Genomic DNA, 19,384 nt, shown 5'->3' with positions numbered 1-19,384 from the left:
GCACAAACTTCGTAGGGGTTACGGAGTAAATCTTCTATGCTGGGTCCATGACGGAGATCAACGGCGGCGATCCGGCCCGCACGATCGCCACGTTGTGGGGCACCCGGAAGCTCCCGCGGCGCGGTCCGAAGCACACGTTGACCACCGGGCAGGTGGTCGCGGCCGCGGTCGAGCTCGCCGACGGCGACCAGGATCTCGCCACGCTGTCCATGCGCCGGGTCGCCGAGTCGCTGGGCGTGGGCACGATGTCGCTCTACACCTACATCGCCTCCCGGGAGGAACTCCTCGAAGCGATGCTCGACAAGGTCTACGGGGAAGCGGTGGAAGACCTGGGCGACCCCGGCGGCCAGGGCTGGGAGGACGGCCTGCGTGAGGTCGCGAGGGTGAACTGGGACCTCTGTCTCCGGCATCCGTGGGTGCTGCAGGTGTTCACCGGGCGCCCGCCGCTCGGGCCGCGATCGATCGCGAAGTACGAACGCGAACTCGCCGTGGTCGAGGGCCTCGGCCTCACCGACGTCGAGATGGACTCGGTGATCACGCTGGTGCACGACCACGTCGAAGGGGTCGCCCGGCGTCGGATCGAAGCCGATCGCGCGGTCCGCCGCACCGGCATGAACGACGAGCAGTGGTGGGAAAAGGTCGGCCCCTTGCTCGCCGAAGTCTTCGATCCGGCCCGGTTCCCGCTCGCGGCGCGCGTTGGTCAGTCGGCGGGGGAAGCGCACCAGGGAGCCCACAATCCGGAGCACGCCTACGCCTTCGGATTGGCCCGCTTACTCGAAGGAGTGGCCGCGCTGATCGGCGAGCGGGCCGGGCCGCTTGTGAAGCCACGCTAACGAGGGATTTCAGAAACTCGCGATGGACCGCACAGCGCGTGGGGGCCAGACTTCGCGCCATGAAGGCATTGGTCAAAGCCGACCGAGCACCAGGGCTTGAACTCACCGACGTGCCGGACCCGGCCGTCGGTCCCGGCGACGTCGCCGTCCGCGTGCTGCGGGCCGGTATCTGCGGCACCGATCTGCACATCGACTCGTGGGACGACTGGGCGGCGCGCACCATCGCGGCGCCGCTGGTCATCGGGCACGAGTTCGTCGGCGAGGTGGTCGAGATCGGCCGCTCGGTGACCAGCGTCCAGGTGGGCGACCTGGTCAGCGGCGAGGGGCACCTGGTCTGCGGCACCTGCCGCAACTGCAAGGCCGGACGACGTCACCTCTGCGCCCGGACCAAGGGCCTCGGCGTGCACGTCGACGGTGCCTTCGCGCAGTACGCGGTGCTGCCCGAGATGAACGCCTGGGTGCACCGCACCAAGGTCGACCTCGACATCGCCGCGATCTTCGACCCGCTGGGCAACGCCGTGCACACCGCGCTGTCGTTCCCGGTCATCGGCGAGGACGTGCTGGTCACCGGCGCCGGCCCGATCGGCATCATGGCCGCCGCGATCGCCCGCCACGCCGGCGCGCGCAACGTCGTCGTCACCGATGTCAGCGAGCACCGCCTGGAACTGGCCCGCAAGGTCGGCGTCGACCTCGCCCTGGACGTTTCGTCGGCGACCATCGCCGACGCGCAGGAGCGGCTCGGCATGGCCGAGGGCTTCGACGTCGGCATGGAGATGAGCGGACGGCCCGAGGCGCTGCGCGACATGATCACGAACATGTCGCACGGCGGCCGCGTCGCGCTGCTCGGCCTCCCGGCCTCCGACGTGTCGGTCGACATCGCCGCCGTCGTGCTGAAGATGATCCAGATCAAGGGGATCTACGGCCGCGAGATGTTCGAGACCTGGTACTCGATGTCCGTCCTGCTCCAGGCGGGGCTGGACATCTCACCGGTGATCACTCACCGCTTCACCTACACCGAACACGAAAAGGCGTTCGCGACGGCCAGGGAAGGCCGCTGCGGCAAGGTCATTCTGGATTGGACGGAGAACTGATGTACGGCGCGATGCGCGACGACCTCAAGGCCGGGCTCGCCGAGATCCGGGAAGCCGGGCTGTACAAGGGCGAGCGGGTGATCCAGGGACCGCAGCGGGCTTCGGTCAGCGTCGCCGGCGGTGACGTGCTCAACTTCTGCGCCAACAACTACCTCGGCCTCGCCGACCACCCGGTGCTGGTCAAGGCCGCGCAGGAGGCCCTGGACCGCTGGGGCTTCGGGATGGCGTCGGTGCGGTTCATCTGCGGGACGCAGCAGCCGCACAAGGAACTGGAGGCGAAGCTCTCGGAGTTCCTCGGCACTGAGGACACGATCCTTTACAGCTCGTGCTTCGACGCCAACGCCGGGCTGTTCGAGACCCTGCTGACCGACCAGGACGTCATCATCTCCGACGAGCTCAACCACGCGTCGATCATCGACGGCGTCCGGCTGTGCAAGGCGAAGCGGATGCGTTACCGCAACCGCGACGTCGCCGACCTGGAGCAGCGGCTGAAGGAGGCGTCCGGCGCGCGGTACCGGATGATCGCCACCGACGGCGTGTTCTCGATGGACGGCTATCTCGCGCCGCTCGACGAGATCTGCGAACTGGCCGAGCGCTACGACGCGCTGGTGATGGTGGACGACTCGCACGCCGTCGGCTTCACCGGCCCGACCGGGCGCGGCACGCCGGAACTGTTCGGCGTGCAGGACAAGGTCGACGTGCTGACCGGCACCCTCGGCAAGGCACTGGGCGGGGCGAGCGGCGGCTACACCTCCGGCCGCGCGGAGATCGTCGAGATGCTGCGCCAGCGTTCCCGGCCCTACCTGTTCTCGAACTCGCTGGCGCCGTCGATCACCGCGGCCGCGCTCGCCACCCTGGAACTGCTGGGCGAGTCGAGTGAGCTGCTGACCCGCCTGCGGGCCAACACCGAACTGTTCCGGCGGCGGATGACCGAGGCCGGTTTCGACCTGCTGCCCGGTGAGCACCCGATCATCCCGGTGATGATCGGCGACGCGGCAAAAGCCGGCAAGATGGCGGACCTGCTGCTCGACCAGGGCATCTACGTGGTCGGTTTCTCCTACCCGGTGGTGCCGCACGGTAAGGCCCGGATCCGGACCCAGATGTCGGCGGCGCATTCGACCGAGGACGTCGACCGTGCGGTGGACGCGTTCGTGACGGCAAGGTCCATGATGGACGAATGATCGATCCGCGACGGCTGCGGGTACTGCGCGCTCTCGCCGACCACGGAACCGTGACGGCGGCGGGCCGAGCGCTGCACCTGACGCCGTCCGCGGTGTCCCAGCAGCTGGCCGCACTCGAAGCCGAGTGCGGCCAGCAGCTGTTGCGCCGGTGGGGCCGCCGGGTCTCCCTGACCCCGGCCGGTGAGCTGATGGTGGTGCACGCGAACGCCGTCGCCGCCGAGCTGGAACGGGCGCAGGCGACGCTGGCCGCGCTCGATTCGGGTGTCCGGGGGCTGGTGCGGATGGCGAGTTTCGCCTCGGCGATCACCATGGTCGTGGCGCCGGCCATCGCCGCGCTGCGCGCCGGTTCGCCCGGGGTTTCGGTGCAGGTGCAGGACGTCGAGGGGCACGCGAGCATCCCGTTGCTGCTCGACGGCGAGATCGACCTGGCGATCACCGAGGAGTACCGGCTCTCACCACGAACGGATGAAAGCAGGCTCACCCGTTTCCCGCTGTACGTCGAACCTTTCGACGTCGTGCTGCCCACCGGGCACCGGCTCGCCGGATCGTCCGAAGTGGACATCGACGAACTCGCCGACGACGAATGGGTCGCGCCGAAACCCGGGAATCCCTGCCGCGACGTCCTGATGATCGTCTGCGCCAACCCGAAGATCCGGCACGTCTCCGACGATTTCCACGCGATCACCACCCTGGTCGCCGCGGACGAAGGAGTGGCGCTGGTGCCCCGCAACGCCGTCACCGCGGTACCCGGCGCGGTCGCCGTCCCGCTCCGCGGCGAACCTCCTCTGCGGCGCGTCTTCGCGGCCGTCCGGCGGGGAAGCGCTGACCACCCGCTGATCAAGACCGTCCTCGCGGCCCTTTCGGAAGCGGCGCCGAGTCCTGCGAACGCGGGTCATGCGAATGCGGGCCGGAAGAAGCGCCCTTAGGATTGGCCGCATCTGGCCGGCTGAGGAAAGACAGGGTGCGGATGCTCCAGATCGATGGCCTTACCTGGACCGTCACGATCGGACTGGTGCTCGCGCTGCTGGCACTCGACCTCATCCTCGCGGCCGTGCGCCCGCACAAGGTCGGGTTCGCCGAAGCGGTGGCCTGGTCGGTCGGCTACATCCTGGTGGCCGTGGCGTTCGGCGTCTGGCTGACGCTGGCGCACGGCGGCGATTTCGGGCAGCAGTACTTCGCGGGTTACATCGTGGAGAAGAGCCTGTCGGTCGACAACCTCTTCGTCTTCGTGATCATCATGAGCACCTTCGCCGTACCCGAGGAGCATCAGCACAAGGTGCTCACCTTCGGCATCGTCGTCGCCCTGATCATGCGCGGTATCTTCATCGCGCTCGGTGCCACGCTGCTTTCGCTGTTCTCCTTCATGTTCCTGTTGTTCGGGTTACTGCTGATCTACACCGGGGTCCAGTTGTTCCGGCACCGCGACGAGGACCCGGACGTCGAGAACAACGTCGTGGTGCGGACAGCGCGCCGCCTGCTGCCGCTGTCGAAGGAGTACGACGGGGGCAAGCTGTTCACCCACGTCGAAGGCAAGCGCGTCGGCACGCCGCTCGTGGTGGTGCTGCTCGCGATCGGCGGCATCGACCTGCTGTTCGCGCTGGACTCGATCCCCGCCGTCTTCGGCGTCACCGACGAGCCGTACCTGGTCTTCGCCGCCAACGCGTTCGCCCTGCTCGGCCTGCGGGCGCTGTACTTCCTCGTGAAGGGCCTGCTGGACCGGCTGGTCTACCTGTCGGCCGGGCTGGCGGTGATCCTCGGGTTCATCGGGATCAAACTGATCCTGCACTGGGCCCACGTCGACATCAACGAGAGCGTGCCCGAGATCTCGACTCCGGTCAGCCTCGCGGTGATCATCGGCATCCTCATCGTGGTCACCGTGGCGAGCCTGATCAAGACCCGCAACGACCCGTCGGCGAAGGCGCATCCCGGCTCGCTGCGCGCCTCACCTCCCCGTTCCCCGCAGCAGGACGAGGACTAGTCACTTAGCCGTCGCCCTCTTCGGTGATCTCGAGCAGCAGGCCGTCCTGGTAGATGTTCTCGTTGTGATGAACTACACGATCCCGTCGGTTTCGGGACGTTCGCGAGTAGTCGACTTCTTGCGGGAGTTGCCGGGATTCGGCGACGAGAGAGCTGATGAGTGGCGAGGGCGTGGTCGGCGACCAGGACTGACGGACAGTGAGCTGATCACCATGGCCGTGGCGCAGATGCTGCAGCGCTACGACAATGAGCGACGCTGGATCCGGCACATCCACGCCGATGCCGGGTGGCGCGATGTTTCCGGCCGTGCTGAACCAGTCCGGCTATCACAAGCGGTTGAAGACCGCGCAACCGTTACTGCGCAAGGCGATTCTCACACCGGCCGCGTGCCCTCGTGGTTCGACGACCTGTGGATACTCGGTCAGATGTCGTCGTCCGACGGCCGGCCCGACTGCGACGGTCGCGGCAGCAAGGACATCGGCACTGTCCACCGCGCGTCGGTCGGGCCGAACCGCCTGTCACCGTTAAGATTTCCGCCAGGCTCCGGTGTTCGGGTTCTTCCTGGAGGATGAATCCTTTCTGGAGAACTTCGCCACTGCCCGACCGCTACCACGTCGGACGGCGCTAACTCGGGTCAAGCCACCTCGCACCGGCGGATGCCTGGTGTCAAGCCTGGGAACACCTCAGTGCAGGCCGATGTCGGCCAGCCACTGGCTTGCGGTCCGGGGTGTCACGCCGACCAGTTTCTGTGCGGAGCGTTCGGGGATGATCGAGCGGTCCGGGAGCGCCCCCATGGCCCGGTAGCTGTCTGCGACGTCCGCGGCCGGGCCTTCCCCGATCAAGGACGCGAGGGAAACGCGGAACTCCTCCGGGGTGATGGCCTGGTAGGCGACGCTTCGTCCGAGTCGGGCGCCGAACGCCTCGGCCAGCTCCCGTCCGGTGATCGCCGGGTACTGCCCGACCGAAACCACGCCGGAGACGTCTGTGCGCTCGAATAGGGCGACCGCGACGTCGGCGATGTCCAAATGGGACGCCCAGGAGACTGGGAAGCCGGCGGGCAGCGGGTAGCGCAGCACACCCTGTTCGCGGGCCGGTCCGATGACGTGGGGCATGAGCAGGTTCTCGAAGAACAATTCGGGCGCGATCACTGCGTGGGACACGCCACTGTCCACCAATCCGTTGGCCAGTATCGAGACCGCGCTTTCGCCGGAATCCCGCTTCCGGTCATCGCCGGGGGAGTCGACGGTGAAACCGCTGGTGGAGAACACCACGCGGGCCGGTTGGGCCGCGTGGACGGCGGCGACGATGTTGCGCGCGTAGGTGCGGCGGTCCTCTTCCGAAGTCACGGGAAGGTGGACGAACACGCCCTCGGCGCCACGGTAGGCACGGGTCAATTCCTCTGCGGACGAGTAGCCGGCAGCCACCACCCGCGCACCGGGAACGACCGCGTCCGCGTTGCGGGTCAACCCGTCAACGGGCTTGCCCGCGGCGGTGAGAGCGGCGACGACAGGGGCGCCCTGGGCGCCGGTGGCGCCATGGATCACATAGGTCATGCACCTATTACTGCACGAGATGCACCGGTTACATCAACTGCACTAATGGGATAAGCTCCTTAATGTGACCCACAACGCGTGCCTCCCGGAGTGCGGTGTCGCCCGGTTCCTCACCTTGCTCAACGGGCCATGGGCCACCCTTATCGTGCGCGAACTCCTGCACGGCCCCCGCCGTTTCACCGAACTGCGCGACGCCCTGCCGGGTATCAGCCCGCACACCCTGACCAGCAGGCTGCGCCAGTTCGAGACTTACGGCATCGTCACTCGCACCGCCTACCCTGAAATCCCGCCACGCGTCGAGTACCAGCTCACTCCCCTCGGCGAAGGACTCCGCGAAGTCCTCGACGCCATGGCCACCTGGGCTATGTCAATTCCGGAGCCCGCCCCCGCTCCGTGACCCCCCGCAGCAGTGGTGGATGTCCTTGGGATAGGCATCGTAGGAGCCTGAATCGCAGGCAGCGCTCGGCAAGTGAAGATGTCGCGATGACGGCCGCTTCCGCACCGACATGGCCTCCGCCGCCGTCGACCGCGAGCTGCGGGCCATGATCGACAAGGCGTGATCTTCTGGTGCACGACGCTCGGCACCCTTCGCTCGTTCGGCAGCACCCGTGTCGCGGGTGATGCACTGACACGCTTTCACTCCACCGTGCCGGCTGGTACGCCGTGATCGCGATCCTCGTGCTCATCGCCTTCTGGTACTACTGGCGCACTCTGCTCTTGGGAAATTCCAGGTTGTGGTCACACGTCGCAGGTCAGTTCGCCGGACCAGGCGCGGCGCCCTTCGTTGATGGCGAAGAGCGCGATGATCAGTCCTGCTATCGCGTCCAGCCAGGTCCAGCCGAGCAGTGCGTATGCCACTAAGCCGAGGAATGTGGTGACGCTCAGCCAGAGGCAGAGTCGCGTTTCGGCGGCGTCGGCGACGACGAGCCGCGAGTTCATGGCCAGTCCGGTCCGTCGTTTCGCGGAGGCGAGAAAGGACATGGTGACGATGGAGACCCCGGTGAGAACGATGCCGACCAACGATTTCTCCGGCTTGGCTCCGGTGACGATTTCCCGGATGCTCTCGAAGAGAATAAAGGCGCCCAAGGCGAAGAACGTGAGTGCCACGAATCGCAGGGCGCGGTACTCCTTGCGTTCGTCGACGGTGCCGGTCCGGATCGCGGCACGAAGCCGGACGGCGATCAGGAGTGCGGCGACGATCTCGACCCCCGAGTCGACGCCGAAGCCGACCAGCGCCACCGATGCGGCGGCCAGTCCGGCGGTGATCGCGATGATGCCTTCGACCACGTTGTAGCCGATCGTGAAGTACTGCAGCACCAAGGCCCGTCGCGCGGCGTCGCCGCGTACGTCCGGCATCGCTTTGGGCTGTTCCACAGTTGCTCCTCAAGGCACGATCTCTGATTCCCCAGCGACGTCGGCGGGGTGGTCGGCGCGATTACCGTCGGCGTGATCATAGCGGTGGCCGGCAACGGGACGTCCCTGCGGCACGGCGACCGTCCACATCGGATCGATCGGCGTTCAGTCAGAGGAGCGGTGCTTCGGGCGGCGACGGTCCCATGCCGACAGGATGTTTTGCGACATGGCCTGTTCCGCTCCGGCTTCGTCCTTCTTCTTGATGTGAGCGAGGACGGCGCGGTGTTCGTCGTTGCTGACGCGGCACTCGGTCGACGTCGGATCACCGGAGTAGCGATAGCTTTTGCGCGCTTCGGCATGCACGGTGCGCACGATCGACCTGGACAGCCGGTCGCCGGAGGCCCGCATGATGCGGTCATGGAAGGCGATGTCGGTGGGGTCGCGTTGCGGGCCGCTTGCGCGGCCATGGGCGCTTCGAGGCAGGCGCGGACATCCACCAGTTGATCGAGCAACGTCAACTGGGTGTCGTGCCGCACGACCGCCGCGAGCACGATCGGGTCGAGGAGTATCCATCCGTCCTCCTCGGTGACCGTTGTCCCCGAGCCTTGGCGAGCCAGGGCAAGCCCTTTCTCCTCCAGGCTTTTGACGGCCTCGTGAACCCCTGCGTCAACAGCTGGTTTCAGACGCTCCACAGTGATGGCGTCACGAGCAGTCGCCAGGTAGTCATGAGCAAGAAGCACTGCTTGATCACTCGTGGTTTGTCGCGTCTGAGATCGAAGGACAGGATGCACCCGTGTCCTGGGACCACTGCAAACGCCGTCCAGCTGTGCCGGATCGGTCATGTCCTTGAGCGCGACCAAGACATCGGCCCCGGAAGTAGCCACGGAACGAACCTACAACGACCCACCGACAAGAATCGGAATGTGTTGTGCCGCAACGAGAATAGAGATCAACCGTGAGAAGGATCCTCAAGGAACTCCTTGACCGCCGCGCTCGACTCAGGACGGCACTCGTCGAAGTACGCATGCCGAGCTCCGGCGAACAAGCGCACCCGGGCATCCGGAATCCGTTCCGCCAGCAGAGGCGCGTTCGTCGGCGGTGCGAGCACGTCATCATCCCCGTGGAGGACCAAAGTGGGTGCGGTGATCGTGGGCAGCGCGTCCCAGGCGTCGTGGGTGTTGCTCGCCACGAGGTGTCCGCGCACCGCGTGCGGAAGCATGCCGTGGGCACCGAGAACGGTGTACGGTCCGGGGTTCGCCGCGCGCCATGACGGCGTGTACATCATGTCCTGCAACGCTTCCCGCGCCTCGATCGACGTCCTCCGGGCGAGGGCGAGCCGGACGTCGTTGGTCCGCTCGATGCCGTGCTCACCGCCGGGTGAGGTGCAGCCGAGGATGAGACGTCGTACCCTGTCTGGGTATTTCGCGGCGACCCATTGTGCGACGCGTCCGCCCATGGAGGTTCCGTAGACGTCGGCCTCGGGGATGTCGAGGTCGTCGAGTATCGCGATCACGTCGTCCGCGAAAACTGTTGTGGAGTACGGAACCTCGGGTGATCCGCTGTCCCCGGTGCCGCGGTAGTCCATCGTGAGCGTGCCGGCGAAGTCGTCGCGGGTGCGGTTCCACCACGTGTGATCGTTCGCCTGCCCCGACAACAGGACGAGCGGACTGCCCGTGCCTCGCCACTGGTAGGCCAACCGGGTGCCGTCGGCGGCGATAGCGTGGCCGGTGCGGGGGAGCGCCGTCATACTTCTCCTGTTCGCTCACATGAGTGATCGTGATTGTAGGCAGGTGAAGGGAAAGAGGCAGAGCCGGTGCACGAGCCGACGCTCACGGAATTCGCGACCACGGACCCGGAACAGGCGCGCGCCCTGATCGCCGAGGCGTACCGCGACAACCGGCTTCGGGTGCGGGGCGCCGTCGAGAACTATCGCTTCGAACACCGACGTTGCGACGTCGGCGAAGTGCAGTTCGACCTGCTGCACAACACGCTGACCACGGACGTCGTCGTCCAGCCGCTCGGCAGCGTGGTGCTCCTGCGCGTCTTGGGCGGGGCGATGGACATCGAAGACGTCACCGGCGAGCGCAGGTTGATCCCGGGCGACGTGTTCGTCGCCGTGCACCCCGACCATGACTACCGGACCGGTCTGCACGGCGCCCGCCTCCAGATCACCAGTATCGACCTGGCGCTGTTCGCCGGGGTCGATCCGGCGCAGGACGGTAGCGCGATCGAGCGGTTGCGTTACCTGCCGGTCGAGCCGGTGCGGGCGCGGCGCTGGCGGCAGACGGTCGACTACGTCACCGGGTTGTTCGCCGAACCGGAGGTGGTGCACGGGCCGCTGGTGCTCGGTGTGGCCGGACGGTTGATGGCGGCGATGGCGCTGGACACCTTCACCACCGGCACCGGTGACGCCCAGCTGTGCGACCGCCGGGACGCGGTACCGGACACGGTGCGTCGCGGGATCGCCTTCCTGGAGTCGAACCCGGACCTCGACCTCGGCGTGGCCGACATTGCCCGCGCCTGCCGGGTCTCGGTGCGCGCGTTGCAACTCGCGTTCCGGCGGCACCTGGACACCACTCCGATGGCGTACCTGCGCCGCGTGCGGCTGGACCGGGTCCGGGCCGAGCTGCTCGACGCCGATCCCGGCGCGGGCGAGACGGTCACCGGGATCGCGTCCAAGTGGGGTTTCGCCGACGGTAGCCGGTTCAGCGCGCAGTACCGGGCGACCTTCGGCGAGACACCCAGTCATACTTTGCGTAACCGTTGAGGGACCCTGCGTTTTGGTCGGTGCAAGTCTGCGTTTTGGTCGGTAGACCCCCGGATCGTCGCCGAGTTCGATAGGGAGGCGACAAGCCAGTACGGTCCGGACCCCGCCTGCTGGCGCGTCGCGGTTCAGGTGCGCGTGGCGATCCCGTCGTACATGACACGGCGGACGGCCCGGCTCATCGCCGCCTGCGCCTGTGGGGACGGATCGCGCAGCCCGGCGAGGATCGACGCGAGGATCATCCCGTTGATCGCGCCTGCGGTGGCCTCGACGTCCAGATCCTCGTGCAGGTAACCCAGCCGCACCCCGTGGTGCAGATAGCCCGCGGTCAGCTGCGCGGCGGTCTCGAAGAAATCCAGCACCCGTTCCCGCATCTCGGCGTCGATACCCGCCGCTTCGAGCAGGAGGAACCGGGCCATCCGGGGGTCGCTGCCGAAGATCCCGGCGAGCGCGTCGCCGATCCGCGCGCTCTGCTTGCGGTACTCGGCCAGGCTGTTGACCGCGTCCGGGGCGTTGTCCGCGGCCAGTGAGGCGACCACCTTCTCGACCAGGTCGGTGATGACGTGGTCGACGATGTCCCGCTTGTTCTGGAAGTACCGGTAGAAGGTGCCGTGCCCGATGCCCAGACGTGCGGCGATGTCGGCGATACCGGTCGCGTGGTAGCCGCGTTCGGCGAAGCAGTCGAACGCGGTCTCCACGATCTCGCGCCGTAGTTCCTGCTTCTTTCGTGTGGCCCTGCTGACCGGGGTCTCCGTCGTCATGCCGTCAGCTTATTGCCTCGGGCGTACAAATGACATACGGTTCCGAAAATGACACGTCATTCCGGAAGGTCGCTGGTGCTCGGCTGCGGCGGCACCCTCGGGTTCGCCTGGACCGCCGCCGTCCTCGACGCGCTGCACACCCGGGCCGGCTGGGACCCGCGCACGGCGGACGTCCTGGTCGGGACCTCCGCCGGGGCCGAAGCGGTGGCGATGCTCGGGGCGGGGATCCCGGCGAAGGCGATCCTCGGCGCCCTGACCGGGACGTCCGATGGCGATCCCGTGGTCGCCGCGCACGTCCGGCGGTCACCGGGACGTTTCCCGCCGGTGCCCTCCCCGCGGTGGCCCGCCGCCAAGCTCGTTCGAGCGGCGCTCAACGGCGACGTCGATCGCCTGGCCGGCATCGCGGGGCTGCTCCCGCGGGGCCGAGGGGACGCCGGCTGGCTCCGCGACCTCGGGGACGCGTTGGCGCCCGACGGCTGGGTCCCGCATCCCGCGACCTGGCTCGTGGCCACCGATCCGGTGGGGAAGCGGGTCGCGCTCGGCTCTCCAGGCGCTCCTGACGCCCGGCTCGGCGAGGCGATCGCCGCCTCCTGGGCGATCCCCGGCTGGTTTCCGCCGTCCGTTGTGGACGGACGGCCCTTGCTCGACGGGGGAACGGTTTCCCCGACCTCGGCCGACCTGCTCCTCGGACACGACGTCGGCGAAGTCGTCGTGATCGCACCCATGAGTAGCGAAGGCGGCGCTCCGGCCAAGGGTCTGACGAGGCTGGAACGCCTGCTGCGCACCGCGATGACCCGGCGCGTCGACGACGAGGCGCGCAAGCTGCGCGCGGCGGGTGTACGGGTGGTCCGGATCGAACCGGGACCGGCCGATCTCGCCGCCATGGGCGCGAACTTCATGGACGAACGGCGGCGGGAGCACGTGCTCGCCACCGCGATCAACACGGCACCGGCCCTGGTCGCCGACGCCTTCGAACGAGAGGGAGTGCGCGCATGAGCAAGTACCCGGCCCTCGGCCTCGACGGGGCCCACGTGGCGATCACCGGTGCGGGACAGGGCATCGGCCGCGCGACGGCGGAGCGCATGGCCGCCCGCGGCGCGCGCGTGTCCATCGGCGACCTCGATCTCGAGGCCGCCAAACGTACCGCCGCCGACATCGGCGGTACCGCGCACCCGCTCGACGTCGCCGATCCCGCTTCGTTCGCCGCTTTCCTCCGTGACGCCGAACAGGCGAACGGGCCGCTCGCGGTGCTGGTCAACAACGCCGGCATCATGCCCAACGGCGGCTTCCTCGACCTCTCCGACGAGCTGAACCGGGCGACCATGGAGGTCAACTTGTTCGGCGTCGTCCACGGCATGCGGTTCGCGCTGCCGGGAATGCTGGAACGCGGACGAGGGCATGTCGTCAACGTCGCGTCGCTGGCCGGGAAGTTCCCCGTCAAAGGGCTGGCGATCTACAACGCCAGCAAGTTCGCCGTGGTCGGGCTGACCGCCGCGACCCGGCTGGAGTACGCGCCGCACGGCGTCAGCGTTTCCGCCGTGCTGCCGTCGGCGGTCGACACCGCGCTCGCGTCCGGGCTGGACATGCGGCCCATCCCGAAGGTGAAACCGGAGCGGATCGCCGACGCCGTCGTGGATTCCGTCCGCACTCGCGCCGCCGAGATCTCCGTCCCCGGCTACGTCGGCGCGCTCGCCCAGGTAGCGCAAGTGCTGCCCGAACCCGTCCTCAACGGGTTCCGCCGCCTGATGCGGGACGACCGCGCCCTGCGCCCCGACACACCGGAGCGGGCGGGCTACCGCGACCGCCTCGACCAGGACACCCAGCGAGAGGAAAACGTATGAACGCGCAGTACGACGCCGTCATCGTCGGTGCGGGCTTCGGCGGTATGGGCGCGGCGATCCAGCTGAACCGGCTCGGCTACGACAACCTGCTGATCCTCGACCGCGAGTCCGATCTCGGCGGAACCTGGCATGTGAACCGCTATCCCGGGCTGGCCGTCGACATCCCGTCGGCCACCTATTCGTACTCGTTCGAGCCCAATCCGCACTGGTCGCGGCTGTTCGCCCCGGGCGCGGAACTGAAGCGGTACGCCGAGCACGTCGCCGACAAGTACCGGCTGCGGCGCTACATGCGGTTCGGCACCGTCGTCACCGGCGCGGTGTGGGACGAAACGAACGCCCACTGGACGGTGTCCAGGGCCGATGGCGAGCCGGTCACCGCGAAGTACCTCCTCACCGCGACGGGATTCCTTTCCCAGCCCAAGAAACCCGATATCGCCGGGATCGAGACGTTCGGCGGCAAGGTCATCCACACCACGGCCTGGGACGACGGCTACGACCTCGCCGGCAAACGGGCGGCGGTGATCGGCACCGGCGCGACCGCGGTCCAGCTGGTCCCCGAAATCGCGAAGATCGCCAGTGAACTCTCGGTGTACCAGCGGACGCCGATCTGGGTGAGCCCCAAACTGGACTTCCCGGTGCCCAAGGCCGTCCGTCGCGCGTTCGCCGCCGTTCCGCTCACCCAGCGGATCGCCCGGCTGACCGGGACCGCGATCCTGGAACTGATGATGGTCTCCGGAGTGCTGCACTACAAGCAGCTTCCGCTGGCGAACCGGCTCGGAAAGCTTTGGTGCCAGGCACATCTCCGCCGTCAGGTGCGCGATCCCGGGTTGCGCGAGGAATTGACGCCGCGGTATTCGTTCGGCTGCAAGCGCCCGACGTTCTCCAACGAGTACTACCCGGCGTTCACCCGGGACCACGTGCACCTGGAGACGACGTCCATCGCGCGGATCGACGAGACCGGGATCGTCACCGCCGACGGCAGGCGGCGGGATACCGACGTTCTGGTGCTGGCCACGGGATTTGACCTGTGGGAGGCCAACTTCCCGGCGATCGAGATCCTCGGCCGCGGCGGGCGGAACCTCGGGAAGTGGTGGCGGGAGAACCGCTTCCAGGCCTACGAAGGCGTCGCGGTCCCGAAGTTCCCCAACTTCGTCTCGCTCAACAGTCCCTACTCCTACTCGGGACTTTCGTACTTCACCACCATCGAAACCCAGATGCGGCATATGGACCGCCTCTTCGGTGCGATGCGACGGCGAGGGGCGACCGATTTCGAGGTCACCCAGGAGGCCAACGACGCCTTCCTCGCGCGGATGACCGAACGGATCGAGGACTCGGTCTTCGCGCTCGGCAACTGCGCTCCGGCGAACAGCTACTACTTCAATCCCCACGGGGAAGCGACCCTGCTGCGCCCGTCGTCGACGCTGAGCGCCATCCGGGAGGCGGGGAGCTTCCCCCTCGAGGACTACACGTTCGCCTAGGCGGAGTGCCGGGATCCCGCGCGATCCCGGCACTCCGCCTGAGGGTCCCTACTGCTTGCGGAGTCGCAAGGTGACGGCCGCCGCGGCCGCGGCGAGGAAGACGGCGCCGATCGCGTACGGCCACCACGGCAGCGAGGTGTCGCTCACCGGGGAAGCACCGTAACCGCCGGCGGCACCGGTGCGGTCGTAGGTCGAGCCCGGCAGTTTGTCGCCGTAGCGGCTCTGCAGGGCTTCGCGATAGGCGGCGAGAGTCATCTTCTCACCGGTCTTCGCGACCGTGGATCCGTCGAGGACGGTCACAGTGTCGCCGTCCACGGCGTACCAGGCGCCGGCCTGTGGTTCGGTCAGGAGGTAGCCCTTGCCGGTCTGCGTGGCGAAGCGCTTCTCGACGTCTCCCGAGGCGACGTTGAACACCGACCAACCCGCGCCTTCGCGCTGGGTCCACACGGTCGCCGCGGTCCCGTTGCCCAGGGTGGCGGGAACGGCGACGTAGGCGAGTTCGGCGGTCGTGCCGGAGGTTCCGGCGAGGAAGGCCGCCGTCGGCTGGTAGACCGCCACCGGAGTGCGCGGGTCGGCCTTGGCGGTTCGGGCCGCGATGGCCGTGTCGGCCTTGGCGGTGCCCGGGAACGCGGCCTTGGCGAGCCGCTGGGTGGTCGCGTCACTGGTGACCACTGTGGACACCGTGGCGAGGTCGGCGGCGGTGGGCGCGCCGCTCGGGGCGTCGGCCGCGGACGCCTGTCCGGAACCGAGGGTGAGCGCCAGTCCGATGGCCAGGATCGTGGCGCCGAAGAAGGTCCGCTTCATGGTTTCAGTCCTTGATCCCGTAGACGGTGTGGGTCCAGGCGAACGAGTTGTTGGACTTGTAGGCGCTGTAGCTCATCTGGTTGTAGCGCGGGCTCGATCCCCACGGGTCGCCGTAGTAGACGGTCGTGGCGCCGCCGGAGTTGTCGTAGCCGTAGAGCACATGCATGTGGCCACCGCCGTTGCGCCAGCCGATCCGGGTGCCGATCGGCTGCCCGGCGTCGACCTGGCCCTTGATCCCGGCGAAGGTCAGCGTCTGGCCGGAGGAGTTGTAGCTGCCCACGTTGCTGAAGCCGAGCCAGCGGAACACACGCTGCTGATCGCTCAGGTAGCCCTGGTTGTTCGCACAGGTCGAACCGGACTCGTTGTGCGCGATCTGGCAGAACTTCGTCTGGGAGAGGGAATGCCCGTAGTAGGCGGCGATGGTGTTTCCGCTGGCGTCCCAGCACCAGTTGCTCTTCTCCTGGGCCTGCATCTTGATCGGGATCTGCGTGGCGGCCGTCGTCGCGGGCACCGCTGCGGCGGGCGCCTGCAAGGCGACCAGCGCGGCGACACCGGCGAAGGCCGTGGCCAGCCCGCGCCTGAGTGAGGTCTTCACCGTCGGAACGCTCCTAACTGGATGGTCGAGGCGAAAGCACGCGCTGAGGGCGACCTGGAAGAGACAAAGAAATCCGGCTACCCGACTGGGTGGCCACCCGGCACGAGCGGATGACGATTGCGGTAAAGATGTGACTGTGGGGCACTGTGAATGGACTGAGATTCACCCTCTGGTGGCACCTCTGGCAAGGTTCGCGGCAATAGCTAAGGGTCCGTATTGCGACCGGCGGGGGTTCCGGCCTGCGGTTACTGTTCGTGTTCCCGCCTTTCGGCGGGTGCCCGATCGGTAGGGTTCCGGGCATGCCGACGCTCGGTGCGGCACCGGTGTTCGTGGCCCGCGACACCGAACTGACCGAACTGCTGCGCGTGGTCGCGCATCCGCCCTCGGTCGCCGTCGTCGAGGGCGGGCCGGGCGTGGGCCGGAGCCGTCTGCTCGGAGAACTGGCCGCTCATCCCGGGATCGCGTCGCGCGTGTTCTGGTCGGCCCGGTGCGGTTCGTTCGTACGTCCCTGCCGGCTGGCGTCTCTGGTCGACGCGCTGCTCGGGGCGGGCGACGTCGCCGCCACCCACGCCACCACCTTCTCTCCGGTGACCGGAGTGCTGCGACGGCTGATCCCGGAGTGGTCGTCGTGGTTGCCGCCGTTCCCGGAAGGCGCGGACGCGGAAACCGTCCGGCAGCAGGAGTTCCGTGCCGTGCGGGAAATCCTGACCGGCTGCGGCCCGGCCGTCCTCGTCCTCGACGACGTCCACGCGGCAGACGACGACACCTGGGAGTTCCTGCGCGGGCTGGCGGCGTCGCCCGCGGCAGGTCTGAGCGTCGTGCTCGGTGCGGTGTCCGGCGGGCCGCGCCGATTCCCGCCGCTGCGCGGGCTCACGGCCCACCTCACGCTGACGCCGTTCACCGCCGGACAGGTCCGCACCTGGGTGGGCGCACCGGATCTGGCCGAGGCGCTGCATCGGCGGACGTCCGGTATCGCCGCCGATCTCGTGCCCCTGATCCGGAGTCTCGGTGAGACGCTTTCGGTGGAGTCGCTCGCGTCGGCGACCGTTCCGCCGGTCGTGCGGAGCCGGATCGCCGAACTCATGGCGGCGATCGGCCCGGCGGCGCGGGACGTCGTGCGCGCGGCCGCGGTGCTGGATTCGCCGGGCGGGGAACAAGAACTGGGCGCGGTGGCGTCGGTGAGCGATGGTTCCGGCGCGATCACCGAGGCAGTGGACGCCGGACTGCTGCGCGACCACGGCCGTGGCAGGTACTCCCCGGGAAGCCCTTTGATCGCCGAAGCCGTCTACGCGCTGCTCTCCGGGCCTCAGCGGTGCGCGATGCACGGCCGCGCCGCCACCTGGCTCGTGTCCGGCGCCGAGCCCTCGGCGTCGCTCATCGCCCGGCACGCGCGGCTGGCCGGAGACGTCGCCATCTGGACACAGTGGACCGAAGCCGCGGTCGACGACGCGATCGAGGACGGCCGGACGGAAGAAGCGAGCCGTCTGCTCGAAGCGGCGTTACGGGACACGGACCTGCCGAGGGCGGCGCGCGAGTCGTTCGCCGTCCGGCTCGGCCGGGAACTGCCGCGCGGCATCGCTCACGCCGGCACCGTGGGGCTGCTACGGGAGATCCTGCGCGACTGGCCGTTGAGCAGGACCGCGCGCGGGGAGATCCGGGTCAACCTCGGCCGGGTCCTGGTCAACCAGGCGGGCAAGGTGGAGGCGGGCAGGCTCGAGATCGAACTGGGCGCGGCCGATCTCGACCGGCGGCAGGCGCTGCTCGCGAGGGGACTGGTCACGTTCGCGCTGCCGCATATCGGCATGGCGCCGGTCGAGGAGAACTTCCGCTGGCTCGAACAGGCCGAGCAGGCAGGCAAAGGGGAACAGGACGCGGAAATGCGCGCGGCGATCACCGCCAACCGGCTGTCCGCGCGGATGCAGATCGCCGATCCGGAGGCCTGGGACGACGTCGCGTCGTTGCCGACGGAGCCCGAATCGGCCGAGGTCTGCCGCCAGGTCGCGCGCACCTACGTCAACCTGGCCGACGCGGTGGCGTGGAACGGCCATTTCCCGGTGGCGCGGGCCTTTCTCGCGACCGCGCGACGGCTCATCCGCGACGATCACCAGCCCTACCTCGACGCGCTCGCCGACGGCACGGAACTGCGGCTGGACCTCGCGATGGGGGAGTGGACGGTCGTCAGCGAGAAGGCGAGGGCGATGCTGACACGGTTCGAGGCCGGCAGTTCGCTCGCCGCCGAACCGCTGCTGGTGCTCGGCTGGTACGAGTACGGGCAGCATCGTCCGGCGGCGGCCCTGCGCAGTTTCGACGCGGCGTTCGCGCTTTCCGCGGGCAGCGTGCCGGTGCAGGCCTCGGCGTACGCGGGCCGCGTCGCGGTGCACCAGGCGGGCAAGGATCTCACCGCCGCCCTCCGGCTGGCCCAGTACGGCCTGGCCACCGTGCGCCGCAAGAACAACTGGGTCTGGGCGGCCGAGCTGATGCCGTTCACCGTGCGCACCATGATCGGGCTGGGGCAGCTCGTCGAGGCGCGGGAACTCCTCGCGGAATACCGCCAGGGCATCGACGGCAAGGACGCCCCGCTCGCCGGCGCGGCCGTGCTGCTGTGCCGGGGCCTGCTCAGGCACGCGCGCGGAGAGACCCTTGCCGCGGGGGAACTACTGCACGACGCCGCGCACGCGTACGAGGCGTTGCCCTTCCCCTACTTCGCCGCGTACGCCGACGAACTCGCGGCCGGCTGCTTCGCCGAGGCAGGGGAACGAACCTTGGCCGTCGGCTCCTTCACCACCGCGGAGACGACGTACGGGAGCCTCGGCGCCGCCGTGGACGCGCTCCGCTGCCGCCGGGCGCTCAGGCGCTGCGACCCCGAGATCCCCCGGCGCGGCCGCAAGGGTTACGGCGAAGCGTTGTCTCCCAGGGAACTCGAGGTCGCGCGGCTCGTCGTGCAGAACCTCACCAACCGCGAGATCGGCGAGCGCCTCTTCCTGTCGCCCCGCACGGTCGAGATCCACGTCGGACGGGCGCTGCGCAAGCTCGGCCTGCCCTCGCGCACCGTTCTGACCGAGGACCTGCTCCGCGACGTCACCAGGTCCTGAACCGCCGTTAGTCCTCTGAACGCGTCCGTGGCTCAACGGTGTCTTGACTTCTGGTAAGCCT

General features: G+C 68.5%; 19 protein-coding genes. 12 read left to right on the top strand and 7 right to left on the bottom strand.

Annotation, left to right across the window (positions count from 1 at the left end):
- Positions 1–47: 47 nt before the first annotated feature.
- The 6 genes from ACLJRL_RS36675 (at position 48) to ACLJRL_RS36650 (ending at position 5,654) form a co-directional block, all read left to right on the top strand.
- Positions 48–833: a TetR/AcrR family transcriptional regulator gene (locus ACLJRL_RS36675; protein ID WP_410660981.1), complete on the top strand. Its 786-nt coding sequence runs from the start codon at positions 48–50 to the stop codon at positions 831–833.
- A 59-nt stretch (positions 834–892) separates the two neighbouring features.
- Positions 893–1,924 carry an L-threonine 3-dehydrogenase gene (gene tdh, locus ACLJRL_RS36670; protein ID WP_410660980.1) on the top strand — a complete coding sequence of 344 codons (1,032 nt, stop codon included), beginning with the start codon at positions 893–895 and terminating at the stop codon, positions 1,922–1,924.
- The gene (locus tag ACLJRL_RS36665) at positions 1,924–3,105 is read left to right on the top strand and encodes a glycine C-acetyltransferase (protein WP_410661079.1); all 1,182 of its coding nucleotides are present in this window, start codon (positions 1,924–1,926) and stop codon (positions 3,103–3,105) included. Before tdh ends, ACLJRL_RS36665 begins: the two co-directional genes overlap by 1 nt.
- Complete coding sequence (locus ACLJRL_RS36660; RefSeq protein WP_410660979.1) at positions 3,102–4,031, top strand: LysR family transcriptional regulator; 930 nt, start codon at positions 3,102–3,104, stop codon at positions 4,029–4,031. The genes ACLJRL_RS36665 and ACLJRL_RS36660 overlap by 4 nt, the downstream gene beginning before the upstream one ends.
- A gap of 41 nt (positions 4,032–4,072) precedes the next feature.
- A complete protein-coding gene (locus ACLJRL_RS36655) occupies positions 4,073–5,083 on the top strand; it encodes a TerC/Alx family metal homeostasis membrane protein (RefSeq protein WP_410660978.1) in 1,011 nt (336 codons plus the stop codon).
- Positions 5,084–5,150: 67 nt separating this feature from the next.
- A complete protein-coding gene (locus ACLJRL_RS36650; protein ID WP_410660977.1) occupies positions 5,151–5,654 on the top strand; it encodes a hypothetical protein in 504 nt (167 codons plus the stop codon).
- Between the two features lie 111 nt (positions 5,655–5,765).
- On the opposite strand, the gene ACLJRL_RS36645 is transcribed toward ACLJRL_RS36650, so the two are convergent.
- Positions 5,766–6,635 (bottom strand): SDR family oxidoreductase, encoded by an 870-nt coding sequence (locus tag ACLJRL_RS36645; protein ID WP_410660976.1) that lies wholly within the window; start codon positions 6,633–6,635, stop codon positions 5,766–5,768.
- A gap of 64 nt (positions 6,636–6,699) precedes the next feature.
- On the opposite strand from ACLJRL_RS36645, the gene ACLJRL_RS36640 reads away from it, so the two are divergent.
- A complete protein-coding gene (locus ACLJRL_RS36640; RefSeq protein WP_410660975.1) occupies positions 6,700–7,032 on the top strand; it encodes a winged helix-turn-helix transcriptional regulator in 333 nt (110 codons plus the stop codon).
- Positions 7,033–7,373: 341 nt separating this feature from the next.
- On the opposite strand, the gene ACLJRL_RS36635 is transcribed toward ACLJRL_RS36640, so the two are convergent.
- The 3 genes from ACLJRL_RS36635 to ACLJRL_RS36625 form a co-directional block, all read right to left on the bottom strand.
- Positions 7,374–8,009, bottom strand: a complete 636-nt coding sequence (locus tag ACLJRL_RS36635) for a cation diffusion facilitator family transporter (RefSeq protein ID WP_410660974.1) — start codon at positions 8,007–8,009, stop codon at positions 7,374–7,376.
- 144 nt (positions 8,010–8,153) lie between these two features.
- Complete coding sequence (locus tag ACLJRL_RS36630; protein ID WP_410660973.1) at positions 8,154–8,561, bottom strand: FCD domain-containing protein; 408 nt, start codon at positions 8,559–8,561, stop codon at positions 8,154–8,156.
- Between the two features lie 376 nt (positions 8,562–8,937).
- On the bottom strand, positions 8,938–9,735 hold the full coding sequence (locus ACLJRL_RS36625) for an alpha/beta fold hydrolase (protein WP_410660972.1): 798 nt from the start codon (positions 9,733–9,735) through the stop codon (positions 8,938–8,940).
- Positions 9,736–9,801: 66 nt separating this feature from the next.
- Between ACLJRL_RS36625 and ACLJRL_RS36620 the strand changes: the two genes are divergently transcribed.
- Entirely contained in the window at positions 9,802–10,755 is a 954-nt protein-coding gene (locus ACLJRL_RS36620; RefSeq protein WP_410660971.1) for a helix-turn-helix transcriptional regulator, read from the top strand.
- A gap of 125 nt (positions 10,756–10,880) precedes the next feature.
- On the opposite strand, the gene ACLJRL_RS36615 is transcribed toward ACLJRL_RS36620, so the two are convergent.
- Positions 10,881–11,513: a TetR/AcrR family transcriptional regulator gene (locus tag ACLJRL_RS36615; RefSeq protein WP_410660970.1), complete on the bottom strand. Its 633-nt coding sequence runs from the start codon at positions 11,511–11,513 to the stop codon at positions 10,881–10,883.
- Between the two features lie 48 nt (positions 11,514–11,561).
- On the opposite strand from ACLJRL_RS36615, the gene ACLJRL_RS36610 reads away from it, so the two are divergent.
- Genes ACLJRL_RS36610 through ACLJRL_RS36600 form a run of 3 tightly spaced genes read left to right on the top strand, consistent with a single transcriptional unit; the run spans position 11,562 to position 14,832 of the window.
- A complete protein-coding gene (locus ACLJRL_RS36610) occupies positions 11,562–12,509 on the top strand; it encodes a patatin-like phospholipase family protein (protein ID WP_410660969.1) in 948 nt (315 codons plus the stop codon).
- Positions 12,506–13,354: an SDR family oxidoreductase gene (locus ACLJRL_RS36605; protein WP_410660968.1), complete on the top strand. Its 849-nt coding sequence runs from the start codon at positions 12,506–12,508 to the stop codon at positions 13,352–13,354. Before ACLJRL_RS36610 ends, ACLJRL_RS36605 begins: the two co-directional genes overlap by 4 nt.
- A complete protein-coding gene (locus ACLJRL_RS36600) occupies positions 13,351–14,832 on the top strand; it encodes a flavin-containing monooxygenase (protein ID WP_410660967.1) in 1,482 nt (493 codons plus the stop codon). The genes ACLJRL_RS36605 and ACLJRL_RS36600 overlap by 4 nt, the downstream gene beginning before the upstream one ends.
- A gap of 48 nt (positions 14,833–14,880) precedes the next feature.
- Here ACLJRL_RS36600 and ACLJRL_RS36595 read toward each other — a convergent pair whose 3' ends face one another.
- Positions 14,881–15,636 (bottom strand): hypothetical protein, encoded by a 756-nt coding sequence (locus tag ACLJRL_RS36595; protein WP_410660966.1) that lies wholly within the window; start codon positions 15,634–15,636, stop codon positions 14,881–14,883.
- Between the two features lie 4 nt (positions 15,637–15,640).
- A complete protein-coding gene (locus ACLJRL_RS36590; RefSeq protein ID WP_410660965.1) occupies positions 15,641–16,231 on the bottom strand; it encodes a papain-like cysteine protease family protein in 591 nt (196 codons plus the stop codon).
- A 299-nt stretch (positions 16,232–16,530) separates the two neighbouring features.
- Between ACLJRL_RS36590 and ACLJRL_RS36585 the strand changes: the two genes are divergently transcribed.
- Complete coding sequence (locus ACLJRL_RS36585; RefSeq protein ID WP_410660964.1) at positions 16,531–19,323, top strand: LuxR C-terminal-related transcriptional regulator; 2,793 nt, start codon at positions 16,531–16,533, stop codon at positions 19,321–19,323.
- Positions 19,324–19,384: the final 61 nt, after the last annotated feature.

It is taken from the genome of Amycolatopsis sp. lyj-112 (assembly GCF_046549055.1).
Lineage (GTDB): Bacteria > Actinomycetota > Actinomycetes > Mycobacteriales > Pseudonocardiaceae > Amycolatopsis.
This window is presented reverse-complemented; position numbering and strand designations above follow the sequence as displayed.

What these genes read in the sequence shown, in the direction of transcription:
- ACLJRL_RS36675 (WP_410660981.1), top strand. Translation starts at nt 48, where the DNA reads ATGACGGAGATCAACGGCGGCGATCCGGCCCGCACGATCGCCACGTTG.
- tdh (WP_410660980.1), top strand. Translation starts at nt 893, where the DNA reads ATGAAGGCATTGGTCAAAGCCGACCGAGCACCAGGGCTTGAACTCACC.
- ACLJRL_RS36665 (WP_410661079.1), top strand. Translation starts at nt 1,924, where the DNA reads ATGTACGGCGCGATGCGCGACGACCTCAAGGCCGGGCTCGCCGAGATC.
- ACLJRL_RS36660 (WP_410660979.1), top strand. Translation starts at nt 3,102, where the DNA reads ATGATCGATCCGCGACGGCTGCGGGTACTGCGCGCTCTCGCCGACCAC.
- ACLJRL_RS36655 (WP_410660978.1), top strand. Translation starts at nt 4,073, where the DNA reads ATGCTCCAGATCGATGGCCTTACCTGGACCGTCACGATCGGACTGGTG.
- ACLJRL_RS36650 (WP_410660977.1), top strand. Translation starts at nt 5,151, where the DNA reads ATGAACTACACGATCCCGTCGGTTTCGGGACGTTCGCGAGTAGTCGAC.
- ACLJRL_RS36645 (WP_410660976.1), bottom strand. Translation starts at nt 6,635, where the DNA reads ATGACCTATGTGATCCATGGCGCCACCGGCGCCCAGGGCGCCCCTGTC.
- ACLJRL_RS36630 (WP_410660973.1), bottom strand. Translation starts at nt 8,561, where the DNA reads ATGGATACTCCTCGACCCGATCGTGCTCGCGGCGGTCGTGCGGCACGA.
- ACLJRL_RS36625 (WP_410660972.1), bottom strand. Translation starts at nt 9,735, where the DNA reads ATGACGGCGCTCCCCCGCACCGGCCACGCTATCGCCGCCGACGGCACC.
- ACLJRL_RS36615 (WP_410660970.1), bottom strand. Translation starts at nt 11,513, where the DNA reads ATGACGACGGAGACCCCGGTCAGCAGGGCCACACGAAAGAAGCAGGAA.
- ACLJRL_RS36610 (WP_410660969.1), top strand. Translation starts at nt 11,562, where the DNA reads ATGACACGTCATTCCGGAAGGTCGCTGGTGCTCGGCTGCGGCGGCACC.
- ACLJRL_RS36605 (WP_410660968.1), top strand. Translation starts at nt 12,506, where the DNA reads ATGAGCAAGTACCCGGCCCTCGGCCTCGACGGGGCCCACGTGGCGATC.
- ACLJRL_RS36600 (WP_410660967.1), top strand. Translation starts at nt 13,351, where the DNA reads ATGAACGCGCAGTACGACGCCGTCATCGTCGGTGCGGGCTTCGGCGGT.
- ACLJRL_RS36595 (WP_410660966.1), bottom strand. Translation starts at nt 15,636, where the DNA reads ATGAAGCGGACCTTCTTCGGCGCCACGATCCTGGCCATCGGACTGGCG.
- ACLJRL_RS36585 (WP_410660964.1), top strand. Translation starts at nt 16,531, where the DNA reads ATGCCGACGCTCGGTGCGGCACCGGTGTTCGTGGCCCGCGACACCGAA.